Annotated in this window: 13 protein-coding genes; 4 read left to right on the top strand and 9 right to left on the bottom strand. The window is 71.2% G+C overall.

Annotation, left to right across the window (positions count from 1 at the left end; translation table 11 throughout):
- Window positions 1-52: 52 nt before the first annotated feature.
- Together ACFWV8_RS04370 and ACFWV8_RS04365 are read right to left on the bottom strand one after the other, a co-directional pair.
- Complete coding sequence (locus ACFWV8_RS04370) at window positions 53-1,462, bottom strand: C69 family dipeptidase (protein WP_384197877.1); 1,410 nt, start codon at window positions 1,460-1,462, stop codon at window positions 53-55.
- Window positions 1,459-2,628 carry a glycerate kinase gene (locus ACFWV8_RS04365; RefSeq protein ID WP_384197875.1) on the bottom strand — a complete coding sequence of 390 codons (1,170 nt, stop codon included), beginning with the start codon at window positions 2,626-2,628 and terminating at the stop codon, window positions 1,459-1,461. Before ACFWV8_RS04365 ends, ACFWV8_RS04370 begins: the two co-directional genes overlap by 4 nt.
- A 209-nt stretch (window positions 2,629-2,837) precedes the next feature.
- Between ACFWV8_RS04365 and ACFWV8_RS04360 the strand changes: the two genes are divergently transcribed.
- Both ACFWV8_RS04360 and ACFWV8_RS04355 read left to right on the top strand, forming a co-directional pair.
- The gene (locus tag ACFWV8_RS04360) at window positions 2,838-3,488 is read left to right on the top strand and encodes a GntR family transcriptional regulator (RefSeq protein ID WP_384197873.1); all 651 of its coding nucleotides are present in this window, start codon (window positions 2,838-2,840) and stop codon (window positions 3,486-3,488) included.
- Between the two features lie 86 nt (window positions 3,489-3,574).
- Entirely contained in the window at window positions 3,575-4,786 is a 1,212-nt protein-coding gene (locus tag ACFWV8_RS04355; protein ID WP_384197871.1) for an alpha-hydroxy acid oxidase, read from the top strand.
- Between the two features lie 48 nt (window positions 4,787-4,834).
- Here the strand turns inward: ACFWV8_RS04355 and ACFWV8_RS04350 are convergent, their stop codons facing one another.
- The 3 genes from ACFWV8_RS04350 to nucS all read right to left on the bottom strand — a co-directional run bounded on the left by ACFWV8_RS04350 (window position 4,835) and on the right by nucS (window position 7,477).
- Window positions 4,835-5,482 carry a GntR family transcriptional regulator gene (locus ACFWV8_RS04350; protein WP_384197870.1) on the bottom strand — a complete coding sequence of 216 codons (648 nt, stop codon included), beginning with the start codon at window positions 5,480-5,482 and terminating at the stop codon, window positions 4,835-4,837.
- Window positions 5,483-5,599: 117 nt separating this feature from the next.
- Complete coding sequence (locus tag ACFWV8_RS04345; RefSeq protein WP_384197868.1) at window positions 5,600-6,667, bottom strand: PQQ-dependent sugar dehydrogenase; 1,068 nt, start codon at window positions 6,665-6,667, stop codon at window positions 5,600-5,602.
- A gap of 138 nt (window positions 6,668-6,805) precedes the next feature.
- Complete coding sequence (gene nucS / locus ACFWV8_RS04340) at window positions 6,806-7,477, bottom strand: endonuclease NucS (RefSeq protein WP_189105426.1); 672 nt, start codon at window positions 7,475-7,477, stop codon at window positions 6,806-6,808.
- 213 nt (window positions 7,478-7,690) lie between these two features.
- Here nucS and ACFWV8_RS04335 point away from each other — a divergent pair, with 213 nt between their 5' ends.
- Window positions 7,691-8,083, top strand: a complete 393-nt coding sequence (locus ACFWV8_RS04335; RefSeq protein ID WP_023538618.1) for an SCO5389 family protein — start codon at window positions 7,691-7,693, stop codon at window positions 8,081-8,083.
- Between the two features lie 87 nt (window positions 8,084-8,170).
- On the opposite strand, the gene ACFWV8_RS04330 is transcribed toward ACFWV8_RS04335, so the two are convergent.
- On the bottom strand, window positions 8,171-9,199 hold the full coding sequence (locus tag ACFWV8_RS04330; protein ID WP_384197866.1) for an LLM class flavin-dependent oxidoreductase: 1,029 nt from the start codon (window positions 9,197-9,199) through the stop codon (window positions 8,171-8,173).
- A gap of 211 nt (window positions 9,200-9,410) precedes the next feature.
- On the opposite strand from ACFWV8_RS04330, the gene ACFWV8_RS04325 reads away from it, so the two are divergent.
- On the top strand, window positions 9,411-9,740 hold the full coding sequence (locus tag ACFWV8_RS04325) for an ATP/GTP-binding protein (RefSeq protein WP_329381477.1): 330 nt from the start codon (window positions 9,411-9,413) through the stop codon (window positions 9,738-9,740).
- A 54-nt stretch (window positions 9,741-9,794) separates the two neighbouring features.
- On the opposite strand, the gene ACFWV8_RS04320 is transcribed toward ACFWV8_RS04325, so the two are convergent.
- The 3 genes from ACFWV8_RS04320 to ACFWV8_RS04310 form a co-directional block, all read right to left on the bottom strand.
- Window positions 9,795-10,640 (bottom strand): ABC transporter permease subunit, encoded by an 846-nt coding sequence (locus tag ACFWV8_RS04320; protein WP_384197865.1) that lies wholly within the window; start codon window positions 10,638-10,640, stop codon window positions 9,795-9,797.
- A complete protein-coding gene (locus tag ACFWV8_RS04315; protein ID WP_384197863.1) occupies window positions 10,637-11,971 on the bottom strand; it encodes an ABC transporter ATP-binding protein in 1,335 nt (444 codons plus the stop codon). Before ACFWV8_RS04315 ends, ACFWV8_RS04320 begins: the two co-directional genes overlap by 4 nt.
- A 145-nt stretch (window positions 11,972-12,116) precedes the next feature.
- Window positions 12,117-12,896, bottom strand: a complete 780-nt coding sequence (locus ACFWV8_RS04310; protein ID WP_384197861.1) for an ABC transporter permease subunit — start codon at window positions 12,894-12,896, stop codon at window positions 12,117-12,119.
- Between the last annotated feature and the right edge of the window lie 2 nt (window positions 12,897-12,898).

Below are 12,898 nucleotides of genomic sequence, written 5' to 3'. Positions count from 1 at the left end.
AGAGCGGTCAGAGTGGTGAGGGTGGTCAGAGCGGTGAGGGTGGTCGGGGCGGTCAGGCGGCGGAAGCCGTCCAGCGGCTGTCCAGGGCCAGGCCGGGGTCCGCGCCGAACTCCCGTGCGAGCGAGGCGGCTTCGGCACGGGCCTCGTCCAGGCAGCCGCGGGTGAAGGTGGTCAGGGCCGCCGGATCGTCGGCCAGGGCGGGCAGGGCGTCCGCCCAGCGCGCTTCGAGGACGTCGAAGGAGGCGCGCAGCCTGGCGGCGCGCGCGGTGAAGTCCCGGGCGCCGGGCTCCTTCGCGGCGTCGAGCAGGTGCTGCCACTGCCACCAGACCGATGCCGGGTCGTGGGTGGCCCGCGGGTGGTCGCGGGGGTCCCGGGAGGGACCGGGCAGCGGGAGCGTCAGCGCCCCGGGGAGCGTCTCCACCTCCAGCGGCACCGGCAGATAGACGCCCGTACAAGGGGTGGTGGGACACCACCACAGGGTCAACGGGCCGGGGCCCGCGTGCAGTTCGACGATCAGCGATGCGGCGGTGTTGCCCCAGGTGAAGCCGGACGGGTGCTCGTGCATGCACAGCGTGTGGAAGTCCGGCCGCGCTGCGTCGAAGGAGGGCCCGCCGAGGAACGTGTCCTCCAGGTGGTCGCGCAGCACCCGCTTCGCCGTGCCGATCCCCACGCCGGTCGCGGTGGCCGCGCCTTCGGCGAGCAACTGGCGTGCCCTGCGACGGCGGATGTGCGAGACCTGGAGCGGAGTGCCGGGGTCGGTGAAGGCGTCGGCGACGTCCAGCGGCCGGTCCGCCGGCCACCCGGCGGCGGTGGCCGCGTCCCGCAGTCCACGACTGGTGAGGTCCGCGTCGGTACGAAGGGAGAGTTCGTTGCTGACCGGGGCGACGCCCGTGGTGATCCGGCGGGCCGCCCAGTCACGTCCGAGCGTCTCCAGCACCCATGCCTCGTGGGGGTCGGCGATCACGTACGCGTTGTCGTAGGCGCCGTCGGCGTGCGGGGCGCCGACCGTCGCCGAGCCCCACTGGCCGTACCGCTCCAGCAGCGTGGTGATCACGTCCAGCGCCTCGCGCGCGGTGCCGCCGCGCTCCAGGCCGAGGCGGACGAGTTCCATGCCGAGTACGCCGGGCCGCTGGTGGTCGCCGGCCTTCTCGCGGGCGACGGCATCGGCCCAGGGGCGGGTGAAGACCGCTTCGTTGCCGATGGCGACGCGCCGCTCGTTCACCCCCATCTCGTAGCCCCAGCACCAGTAGGGCGCGGACCCGATGTGGGCGTAGGCCGGCGCGTCGTCGAGGGAGACGTAGGCCAGCCGCAGAGGCTCGCCGGCCGGCCGGGCCGGAGCGTGGCGCAGCGGCTGGGCCTCGCCCGCGGGGCGGTCGCTGTTCTTGCCGAAGAGGACGGTGGGGCGGCGGGTGGCGTCCGGGAGTGCGACGAAGGTGTCGCAGCTCCAGGGGCGGATGGTCACGAGCGGGCTCCGTTCCTGGCAGGGGTGCCGGGGCCCGGATGGGCCGCGAGCAAGGTGTGAACGGCGCGGCCGACGAGGCGGCCGGTCAGCTCCGGGTCGTCGGCGCAGGCGGGGTCGATGCGGTCGAGGGCGACGACATCGGCGAACGGCCCTGATCCGCGCTGATCGGTGGTGAGCAGGTCGCTGCCGACGACCGCGACCGTCCGCACTCCGTACGTGGCGGCGAGCCGGGCGACGGCGACGGGAGCCTTGCCGCGCAGACTCTGCTCGTCGAGGCGGCCCTCCCCGGTGATGACGAGGTCGGCCCCGCGGATCAGTTCGGCGGCGCCCAGCAGGTCCAGGAAGACCTCGGCGCCCGAGCGCGGCAGGCCGCCGAGCAGCAGACCGGCCCAGCCGAGTCCGCCCGCGGCCCCGGAGCCCGGCCGCAGCGAAGCTCCGGAGGCTCCGAAGGCGTGCTCCAGCAGGGGCGCCGCGTGGGCCAGGCCGGCCGAGAGGCGCGCGATCGTCGCGTCGTCGGCGCCCTTCTGCCGGGCGAACATCTCGGCCGACCCGTCCGGCCCGACCATCGGGGTGTCGACATCGCACGCCAGGACCAGCCGCAGCTCGCGCAGAGCCGGATGGAGGCCGTCGGTTCGCACCCGCGCGAGGCCCGCCAGCGCCGTGCCGCCGGGAGCGAGCGGGCTGCCCCCGGCGTCGCACAGACCGACGCCGAGAGCGGCCAGCATTCCCGTACCGCCGTCCGTGGCGGCGGCGCCGCCGAGCGCCAGGGTGATCTCGCGGACCCCGTCGTCCAGCAGGGCGGCGAGGGCCAGGCCGACGCCGTAGGTCGTGGCGGAAGCGGCCCGGACGGGGCCGGGGCGGCGTGCGCCGAGGCCGCAGACGGATGCCACCTCGACGATCGCCCGGTCGCCGAGCCGGGCGACAGGCGCTTCCAGTGTCTGGCCCCACGCGTCGGCGGCGGGGACGGCGACGGCGGTCCAGCCGGCCGACAGCGCGGCCGTCACACTGCCGTCGCCGCCGTCGGCGACGGGCAGGAGCGTGACGGTCGTGTTGCCGTCCCGCTCGGTGACAGCGGCGGCCATGAGCTCGACAAGGCGCTGCGCCGTCACTGTCCCTTTGAACTTGTCCGGGGCCAGGACCACCCGCCGGGCGGCGTCTACCTGCATGTACCTGTTCCTCCTGAAAATTGTTCGTCAAGTTATCTCACCCAACTTGTCTGCTTGTCCAGGGTCGGGTCGCTATCCTTCTCCCAGGGTCTTGCGCCGGGATCAGGCCGGGTCGAGGAGCGGGCGCGCACTGGGCGCGCGAGCCCGGCGTGATCCGAACGAGAGGCCCTACGGTCAGGCACCCCCCCCTCGATGCAAAGGACCCGTCCATGGCGATCCGGCTCGCGACCCAATCCATCGGCGACGCTCTCGTGACGTCGCTTCGCGAGCGGATACTGACCGACGGGATCCGCGTCGGCACCCCGGTGACCGAGGCGTCGGTCACCGCCGAGTACGACGTCGCGCGGCAGACCGCGAAGGCGGCGATCGAGCGGCTGGTCGGTGAGGGCCTGCTGGAACGCACCGCGCACCGCAGCGCGCGTGTCCCCTCGCTGGACGAGGCGCGGGTGCGCGACCTCTACTTCGCCCGCGGTGTGGTGGAGGTGAGGTCCTACCAACTGCTCGCCGAGAAGCGGCTGTTGACGACCGAGGTGAAGAAGGCGCACGAGGCGTTCCGGGCGGCGGCGACCGGCTCCGACGTCGCCCGGTTCGTGCAGACGGATGTGGAGTTCCACCGCGCGCTGATCGACAGCCTGGGGAGCGAGCGGCTGTCCCGGGCGCACGGCCTGATCATCAACGAGATCCGGCTCTGCCTCGCCCAGGTCCAGCACGCGCACCTGCTCGCGCCCGCCGCGATCATGGAGGAGCACGAGAGCATCCTCGCGGCCATCCGCGACGGCGAGGCGGACCGGGCCGGCGAGGTCGGGCGGCAACACCTGGAACACGCCGAGGGGAAACTGCTGTCGTATCTGCGGGGCTGACGGGACATCACGGTGCCGGTGATCTGACGGCGCCGACGGAGGCGCCGGCGTCGGCCCCGGGCTCGCGGCCGCACGTCCGGCGCCGGATGCCGCGCTGGAAGGAGCTCCAGCCGCTCCTTCGGCCCCGGCCCTTCATCCGGGACGCCGTGGACCGCCGCCTGGCTCGCGCCGAGACCGTCGCCGCCCTGCGGAAGATGGCGCGTGGGCGCGTGCCCCGCGCCGTATTCGACTACACCGACGGCGCGGCGGGCGAGGAGCGGTCGCTGCGGCGCAACCGTGAGCTGCTGGAATCCGTCTCCTTCCGGCCCCGGGTGCTGCGCGACGTGTCGGTGGTCGACACCAGCGCCAAGATCCTGGGGGAGGTCAGTGCGCTGCCGATCGGTCTGGCACCCACCGGATTCACCCGGATGATGAATCACGAAGGCGAAGCGGCGGTGGCACGTGCGGCGCGCCGGCACGGTGTGCCCTACGCGTTGTCCACGATGGGCACCACTTCCATCGAGGAGGTCGCCCGTGCGGCTCCCGGCGGGCGGAAGTGGTTCCAGCTCTATCTGTGGCGGGACCGCGAGGCGTCCATCGGGCTGATCGACCGGGCGGCCCGCCACGGCTACGAGGCACTGGTGCTGACCGTGGACACCCCCGTCGCCGGGCCCCGCCTGCGCGATGTCCGAAACGGCTTCACCATCCCTCCGACGCTCACGGCCAGGACGGTGGTCGACGCCGCCCGCAAGCCGCGCTGGTGGTTCGACCTGCTCACCACGGAGCCGCTTCAGTTCGCCTCCCTCTCCTCCTGGAGCGGCACCGTCGCCGATCTCGCCAACTCGATGTTCGACCCGTCCGCGACCCTCGCCGACCTGGAGTGGCTGCGCGAGCGCTGGCAGGGGCGACTCGTGGTCAAGGGGGTGCAGCGGGTCGAGGAAGCCGAGGCGGCGGTCGCCGCCGGGGCGGACGCCGTGGTCGTCAGCAACCACGGCGGGCGTCAGCTCGACCGGGCGGCCACGCCCCTGAGCGTTGTCGGGGACGTCTCCCGGGCGGTGGGGGACCGGGCCGACGTGATCGTCGACGGCGGCATCATGTCCGGGTCGGACGCCGTCGCCGCGCTCTGCCTGGGGGCCGACTTCGTACTGGTCGGACGCGCCTATCTGTACGGCCTCATGGCGGGTGGCGAGCGTGGCGTCGACCGGGTCCTCGACCTCTTCAAGGCCGAGATGACCAACACCATGCAGCTCCTGGGCGTCACCAACCTCCACGAACTCGGTCCCGACCTGCTCGAAGGAGCGGGGGAACCGGGTGCCTGACCCGGGGTGAGGCGACGGCGGCCTCCGCCGCGTGGACGGACGCGGGTCTCAGCCCGCCGCGGCCTCGATCCGCTCCATCAGCCGCTCCATGTGGCGGACCGCCTGCGTCTCGGCTTCCGTCGCCTCGCCCGCACCGAGCGCGTCCAGGATCGCGCGGTGCTCGGCCACGGCCTGCCGCTGCGCCGGCGACCACGCGATCGTGTACGTGCCGACGATCACCCGGGCCTGGATACGGGTGAGGTCCTCGATGAGATAAGGATTACCGCCGATCCCCATGACCGACTGATGGAACTCCAGGTCCAGGGCGCGGGCGGAGCTGAAGTCGCTCTCCTCGACGGCCCGTTCGAACCCGGCGTGGATCTCTTCGAGCCCGGCGAGAGTGTCCGGTTCGACTCGCGGTGCGGCCAGGCGGGCGGAGAGCCCCTCAAGTACGGTGCGGACCTTGAGGAGTTGGAGAAGATCGGCATGGCTGTGCTGTACGAGCGTGACACCGGCGGGCTGCAGATTGACCAGCCCTTCGGCGACCAGCCGTTCAACCGCGCTGCGCACGGGGCTCCGGCTCATACCGAGCCGGTCGGCCAGCGCGACCACGCTCAGCCGCTCCCCGTTCAGCAGGCGCCCGGCCAGGATGCCCTCCCGAAGCTGCGAGTGGGCCAGATCTGTCAATGAGGCGGGGCGGACCACCGGCTCCAACATAGGTACCTCCATCCTGCATCCAGAATACAGGGCCGGATGGCATGACCTGCGTCGATATCGAGCCTCAGTCCCACCCGCCCCGGCCGATTCCGGCCTCTGCCGCCGCCGGAAAGGTTGTCACGGGGTCACCCGAAGGATCAGGTCGTGGTCGGGGCCGGTGCGGCCGTTCGTCAGTACCCACAGCGAGCCGTCCGGGGCCTCCGTCACGAGTCGTAGCCGGCCGTACTGGCCGGTCAGCAACTGTTCGGGGGACGAGCCGTCGGTGGCTATCCGGTAGAGCCGCTCTCCGCGCAGGCAGGCGACCCAGATCCGTCCCTCGTGGTATGTCATCCCGCTCGGTGAGGCGTCGGCGGGTTTCCAGGTCGCGATCGGGTCCGTGAAGCCGGCCTTCCCACCGGTGCCTTCCACCTCGGGCCAGCCGTAGTTTGCGCCGGGTTCGACCCGGTTCAGCTCGTCGAGGTTGTGGTGGCCGAACTCGGAGACGTAGAGCTGACCCTTGTCGTCCCAGGCGAGCCCCTGAGGGTCGCGGAAGCCCCAGCTGTAGACCGGTGAACCCTCGATCGGGTTGCCCGGTGCGGGCTTGCCCGCCGGTGTGATCCGCAGGATCTTGCCGCCCAGGTCGTCGCGGTCCTGGGCCCTGGCACGCTCGTCGGCTTCCCCGGTGGTCACGTAGAGCATGCCGTCGGGGCCGAATCTGATCCGCCCGCCGTTGTGGATCTCACCGCTCGGGATCCCGGTCAGGATCGGCTCGGGTGGAGCCGGCGAATCCAGCCGCAGCCGGCCCACCCGGCTGTCCTGCCCGGTGGTGTAGTAGACGTAGACCCAGCCGTCCCGCTCGTAGGTGGGGGAGACCGCCACCCCCTGCAACCCGGCCTGGACGACCGGCTCGGCGATCTCCTGGATCGTCCGGACCTCGGTGAGCTGCCCGCCCTGGGTGACCTTCCGCAGGCGCCCGCTCTCACGCTCGGTGACCAGCGCCGACCCATCGGGGAGGAACGCCAGGTCGAACGGATAGCGCAGCCCGCTCACCACCTCCTCCACGTCCGCCGGTTTCGCCACCGGGGCGTCGCGGACGGTCGGTCGGGCCCACCAGCCGAAGAAGGAACCGTAGGAGTAAACGCCGACGGCCGCTGCCGCCACCAGCAGACCAGCCAGGCCGAGCACGAGTATCCGTCGCCATCGCATGCGGTGACCTTAGGAATCGCCCCGTCGGGGCATCCACCCCGGAACGGTGACCATCAGCTGAAAGGTTGCGGCCCAACCGACGGCGATTTCCCCGTCGGGCCACCCGGACACCACGGAGGCCCCGGACGCCAACAGCCCTCAGAACAGCCGGAGTTTGTCGTCCTCGATGCCCCGCAGCGCGTCGTAGTCCAGCACCACGCATCCGATCCCGCGGTCCGTCGCCAGGACGCGGGCCTGGGGTTTGATCTCCTGGGCCGCGAACAGGCCGCGGACCGGGGAGAGATGGGGGTCGCGGTTCAACAGGTCGAGGTAGCGCGTCAGTTGCTCGACGCCGTCTATGTCGCCGCGCCGTTTGATCTCGATCGCGACCGTCGCGCCGTCCGCGTCGCGGCACAGGATGTCCACCGGGCCGATGGCGGTGGGGTATTCGCGGCGGATCAGGCTGTAGCCGTCGCCGAGTGTCTCGATGCGGTCGGCGAGTAGCTCCTGGAGGTGTGCTTCCACGCCATCCTTGATCAGGCCTGGATCGACGCCGAGTTCGTGTGACGAGTCATGGAGGATCTCCTCCATCGTGATGATCAGTTTCTCGCCCGCCTTGTTCACGACCGTCCATACCCCGACATCGTCGCCGGTGCCCTCTTTGAGGGTGCAGGGCGGCGACATCCAGTTGAGCGGTTTGTACGCCCTGTCGTCCGCGTGGATCGACACGCTCCCGTCGGCTTTGACCAGGATCAGGCGGGGTGCGATGGGCAGATGGGCGGTGAGACGGCCCGCGTAGTCGACGGAGCAGCGGGCGATGACGAGACGCATGGTCCGCAACGCTACTCGACTGTCGCCGTTCATCGCGATTCGCCCCCCAAGCCCCTTTCGTTTGTGGCCGGTTGTGTTCCCATTCGCCTGGTGCGGTCCGGACAGCACGCATAACGTGGATGCAGGAGGTCGCCGGTCGTGCACGCTGCGTCGTCGTCTCCCCCTTCCCTGCCCGTAAGGCCCCGCTTTGGTGGGGTCGCGAGAGGAGAACCCATGTCGCTCGACGTCTCACCGGCACTGTTGGAGCAGGCCGAGCGAGGCGAGGTCGACGAAGCCGAATTCGTCGACTGCGTCCGGACCTCCCTGCCCTTCGCGTGGGAGATGATCAGCTCCTTGGTGGCTCAGCTGAAGGTGGACGGCGGAGAGTTCGCCGACAACCAGACGCCGCCGCCGGACGAGCAGGCACGTGGTCAGCTGCTGCGCGCGCTCGCCAGTGACGCCATCCGCGGTGCGCTTCAGCGCCACTTCGGGGTACGGCTGGCATTCCAGAATTGTCACCGGGTCGCGGTGTTCCCCCTGGACCCCTCGGTGGACGAGAGGCTCGCCCGCTTCACTTCCATCAGGGGTCAGCTGCTCAACCAGTCCCCGGAGCTCAGGGACTGCTGACGGGCTCCGGTCTGTCGGCGGATTCCTGGGCCGACACAGGGATCCGCCGGACGACCGGCGACGATCGGGCGCGCTGCCGCGTCGCCCTCAGCGCAACTGGGGCAGCACCTCGGCGCCCATCCTCCGTACGTTCTCCTCCGTGGCCACCAGGTCCCCGGAGCCCTCGACGAGCAGCGCGAAGCGCGTGATTCCGGTCCGTTCCGCCGTGGCCGCGAGGCGGTCGGCGGCGAGCCGGGGAGACCCCACCGGATGCAGTGCGCACAGCAGTTCCGTGTACGCGACGGGATCGCGCATGGACCTGTGCCTGCCGTCCACCGTCACATGGGCGCCGAGCCCCTGCCGCAGCCAGCCGGGCATGGCCTTCACCAGCGCCTCGGCCGCCTCCGTGGGGCCGTCCGCGATCTGGGCCACCCCCGCGGACACGTGCGCGGCGCCGGTCACCTCGTCGGGAGCGTGGCCGGCGGCGGTGGCGTGTGTCCGCCACAGGGCCACCATCTCGGCCTTCTCCTCGTCCCCGCAGTGCATCCCCAGCAGCATCGGCAGCCCGCGCTCGGCCGCCAGCCGCACGCTCTTCGCGGACGTGCACGCCACGACGACCTCGGGTCCGCCCGCGCCCCCGATCAGCTCGTCCGTCCTTGGTACGACGGGGACTTCACGGAACCGGTAGCGCTCGCCGTCCGCCGACACCCGCGGCTCGCGCAGCCACCGCAGCAGCAGATCGAGCGACTCGGGGAAGTCCCTTTCGTACGCCTGGAGCCCCGACCCGAAGACCTCCAGGTCGACCCAGGGCCCGCCCCGTCCCACGCCGAGCGAGAACCGTCCGCCGGAGAGCAGATGCAGCAGCGCCGCCTGCTCGCCGAGGGTCACCGGATGCGTGTTCGGCAACACGCTGACCGCCGTACCCACCCGTATGCGCCGGGTTCGTCCCAGGAGCAGACCGGCCAGTGTCACGGCCGACGGGCAGGTGCCGTACGGCACGAAGTGGTGCTCGGCCAGCCAGACCGAGTCCAGTCCGGACTCCTCGCCGACCTCCGCCGTGCGCACCGCCCGGTGCAGTGCTTCCCCCTGGCCCTGGCCCGGGAACTGGGCCGCCAGTACAAAAGCTCCAACTCGCATCGCCTTCTGCCTCCTTGCGGCTGACGCGGCTGCCCTCCACTGGCATTAACGTCTGACACGTGCCATGGGCACGGGCGCCACAGAAGTTGTTGCGATTGTCCGCTAACTGCCCCGCTCGGGTGCCCACCGTCTCACGCCGTGCCGCCATGGCCGGGGCTGTGCGGCCCGTACGCTGGAGGGGAACCGTGCTGTCTGCCCCGTGAGGTGTCCCGTGTCCCCGCGCCGCAACCGCCCCCGAGGCGGCGAACCCTCGACCGACCACGCCGGTGAGGCGTCGGACCGGTACGGCGGCTTTCAGCGGACCGAGTCGTGGCAGGGCGAGGAGTGGGCGGTCCGGCAGGTCGCCGGCGCGAGCGCCGCGGGCAAGCGGTACCGGTGCCCCGGGTGCGACCAGGAGATCCCCTCCGGTGTGCCGCACGTGGTGGCGTGGCCGGAGTACGGTGGCGTGGACGACCGGCGCCACTGGCACAAGGCGTGCTGGAACGCGAAGGACCGCCGCACCTCGCGGGTGCAGCGGTCCCGTAACGCGCCGAAGTTCTGAGCCGGGCCGACGGCGGGCACGGCAACGGCCCCGGCGCCGGCGTGCCCAACTGTCCTACACGTCACGGCGGTTGAGCGAGAAGAAGGCGAAGCCCATCACCACGGCCGTGACACCCGTCGCGATGAACACCGGGTCCCAGCCGTTCGGTCCCGACCCGGTCATCGAGACGGCGTAGAGCACCGAGATCTGGCTCGGGATCGAGTACTCGAAGAGGGCCTCCTGCACCTTGGCCAGCGACGACGAGAACATGAACATCGCCATCACCAGCGGCAGCAGCACCACCCCGATCATGAGGGTGATCGCCCCCGCCGAGTGCCGGATCAGCGCGCCGACGGCCAGCGACAGCAGGCCCAGCAGCGCCATGAACAGGCCCACGCCGAAGGTGGCCCGCAGCCACTCCTGGCCGGTGGGAGCGCGGCCGTCGAGCATGGCGACATGGATGGCGCCGACCAGGGTCGCCGTCACCGTCGTGATCGTCAGGACGAGCAGGAAGAAGACGATCGACTTCGCCGCCAGCACCCGGCCCCGGCTGGGGCAGGCGGTCAGGGTGGTGCGGATCATCCCCGTGCCGAATTCGGACGCGATCGTCAGCACGCCGAGGGTGATCACACAGATCGACCCCAGCAGCACACCGAAGAAGCCCAGCGGCAGCGGCGACTCGTCGCCGAGACTGGCCTCCGAGATGGAGACACCCCAGGCCACGAGCACGCCGATGCCCACCATCAGGACGATCATGGTGCCGAGTGTCCACATGGTCGAGCGGACGGAACGGATCTTGGTCCACTCCGATGCCACCGCGTCACCGAGGGTGGCCCGGCGGACCGGGATCGGCGAGACGTACGACCCCAGGGGCTGCCCGCCCTGCCAGATCGGGGCCTGCTGCTCGTACGGGGCTGTCATCGGTCGTCCTCGGTGGTCTTGGTCCGGGTCCCGGTCTGGGTCCCGGTCTCGGTCTTCGCCCCGGTCTCGTCCGACTCGCCGGCCGTGGCCGCCTTCTCGTCGCTCACGTGCTTGACGAGATCGGCGGCGCTCGCCGGCGCGGGCCCGGCGCTCACGGGCGCCGGCGCGGCAGCCGGGGCCTTCGCGGTCGTCGCGGCGGCCACGGGCGCGTCCGTCGGTGCGTCCACAGGTGCCTCTGCGGGCGCCTGCGCGGGCGCGGCGGCCCCGACCGGGGAGTCCGAGGCGTACGGGTTCTCCCCGGGCGGCGGCGGCGCGTACCAGCCCTGCGTCGGCACCTCGGGCACGACCGGAGGCTCGTACAGCCGCACCCCGTAGCCCGGCTGCGGCGGCGGCGCGAAACCGGCGAGCTGGTCGGCCGTCGACCGGTAGTCCACGGCGTTCTGCGTCAGCCGCATGTACGCCTCCTCCAGCGAGGCCTGGTGCGGGGAGAGTTCCCAGAGTCGTACGTCCGACTCGTGCGCCAGATCGCTGATGCGGGGGAGCGGCAGCCCGGTGACCCGCAGCGCGCCGTCCCGCTCGGACAGCACCTGGCCGCCCGCCTCACCGAGCGCGGCGACGAGCTTCTCGCGGCCCTCGGGATCGCCCTCCGCGGGGCGGACCCGGGCGAAGTCCGCCGAGTTGTGCGAGATGAAGTCCTTCACGCTCATGTCGGCGAGGAGCTGTCCGCGCCCGATCACGATCAGATGCTCGGCGGTCAGGGCCATCTCGCTCATCAGGTGCGAGGAGACGAAGACCGTACGGCCCTCGGACGCGAGCTGCTTCATCAGATTGCGGACCCAGAGGATGCCCTCGGGGTCGAGGCCGTTCACCGGCTCGTCGAAGAGCAGCACCTGCGGGTCGCCGAGCAGCGCGGCGGCGATGCCGAGCCGCTGGCCCATACCGAGCGAGAAGCCGTTGGAGCGGCGCCGTGCCACCTCCTGGAGACCGACCACGCCCAGGACCTCGTCGACCCGGGCCGCCGGGATGCCGGAGAGCTGCGCGAGCGAGAGCAGATGGTTGCGCGCGCTGCGCCCGCCGTGCACCGCCTTGGCGTCCAGCAGTGCGCCGACCTGACGGGGCGCGTTGGGAAGCTCCCGGAAGGGATGGCCCCCGACCGTCACCCGGCCCGCGGTCGGCTGGTCGAGACCGAGGATCATCCGCATCGTCGTGGACTTGCCGGAGCCGTTGGGGCCCAGGAACCCGGTGACGGCACCGGGCCTGACCTGGAAGGAAAGGTTGTACACGGCCGTCTTGGCGCCGTAGCGCTTCGTCAGGCCGACTGCCTCGATCATTCTCCAGCCCCGTCGAAAGTTCTGTCTGGTGGTCGGGGCAGTGGCCGTTTCGGACCGAAAGCCCCCGTAAGAGTTAGGAGGATATCCGGGCCCTGACGGTTCCGGCCAAGCCGTTGGGATCGGGGCCTGTCGGCCGGGACACGTCCTACGCGTCGCGCTTCTTCAGGACGAGGTAGCCGCCGATCAGCGCCGCGATGACCCACAGCGCCATGATTCCCATGCCCTGCCAGGGGCTGTACGGGGCCTTGTCCGAGTTCAGCGCGTCGGGGACCACCTGCATGATCTTGGCGCCGGCCTGGTCGGGGAAGTACCGGGCGACGTTCTTCGCCTTCGGTACGGAGGCGAGGATCTGCGAGACGAGGAAGAAGAACGGCATCAGGATGCCGAGCGACAGCATCGAGCTGCGCAGCATCGTCGCGACGCCCATCGAGAAGAGCGCGATCAGCCCCATGTAGAGACCGCTGCCGATGACCGCGCGCAGCACGTTCGGCTCGCCGATGGTCGTCCCGTGGTCGCCGAGCGCCGCCTGGCCGAGGAAGAACGAGACGAACCCCGTGATGAGCCCGACGATGAGGGCCAGCATCCCGGCGACGAAGATCTTGCTGAAGATGAAGGTGCCCCGCTGCGGTACGGCGGCGAGCGAGGTGCGGATCATGCCCGAGCTGTACTCCGAGCCGACGACCAGGACGCCGAAGACGACCATCGCCAGCTGGCCCAGGATCATCCCGGAGAAGCTCACGAAAGTCGGGTCGAAGGTGATGCGCTCGGCCTCCGACAGATCGTCGAACGTGGTGCTGAACAGCAGGGACAGGGCGAACCCCATGGCCACGGTCACGAGGAACGCGACGGCGAGGGTCCAGATCGTGGACGAGACCGTACGGATCTTGGTCCACTCGGACTGGAGGACCGCTGGTACCGATGCCATGG

It is taken from the genome of Streptomyces sp. NPDC058665 (assembly GCF_042714995.1).
Classification (GTDB): Bacteria; Actinomycetota; Actinomycetes; order Streptomycetales; family Streptomycetaceae; genus Streptomyces.
Note: the sequence above shows the minus strand (reverse complement) of the source record. Positions and strands in the feature narration are given on the sequence as shown.

Excerpts from the sequence above, each read along its gene's own strand:
- ACFWV8_RS04330 (WP_384197866.1), bottom strand. The coding sequence starts at position 9,199 with ATGCGAGTTGGAGCTTTTGTACTGGCGGCCCAGTTCCCGGGCCAGGGC.
- ACFWV8_RS04360 (WP_384197873.1), top strand. The coding sequence starts at position 2,838 with ATGGCGATCCGGCTCGCGACCCAATCCATCGGCGACGCTCTCGTGACG.
- ACFWV8_RS04310 (WP_384197861.1), bottom strand. The coding sequence starts at position 12,896 with ATGGCATCGGTACCAGCGGTCCTCCAGTCCGAGTGGACCAAGATCCGT.
- nucS (WP_189105426.1), bottom strand. The coding sequence starts at position 7,477 with ATGCGTCTCGTCATCGCCCGCTGCTCCGTCGACTACGCGGGCCGTCTC.
- ACFWV8_RS04355 (WP_384197871.1), top strand. The coding sequence starts at position 3,575 with ATGCCGCGCTGGAAGGAGCTCCAGCCGCTCCTTCGGCCCCGGCCCTTC.
- ACFWV8_RS04345 (WP_384197868.1), bottom strand. The coding sequence starts at position 6,667 with ATGCGATGGCGACGGATACTCGTGCTCGGCCTGGCTGGTCTGCTGGTG.
- ACFWV8_RS04365 (WP_384197875.1), bottom strand. The coding sequence starts at position 2,628 with ATGCAGGTAGACGCCGCCCGGCGGGTGGTCCTGGCCCCGGACAAGTTC.
- ACFWV8_RS04320 (WP_384197865.1), bottom strand. The coding sequence starts at position 10,640 with ATGACAGCCCCGTACGAGCAGCAGGCCCCGATCTGGCAGGGCGGGCAG.
- ACFWV8_RS04315 (WP_384197863.1), bottom strand. The coding sequence starts at position 11,971 with ATGATCGAGGCAGTCGGCCTGACGAAGCGCTACGGCGCCAAGACGGCC.
- ACFWV8_RS04350 (WP_384197870.1), bottom strand. The coding sequence starts at position 5,482 with ATGTTGGAGCCGGTGGTCCGCCCCGCCTCATTGACAGATCTGGCCCAC.
- ACFWV8_RS04335 (WP_023538618.1), top strand. The coding sequence starts at position 7,691 with ATGTCGCTCGACGTCTCACCGGCACTGTTGGAGCAGGCCGAGCGAGGC.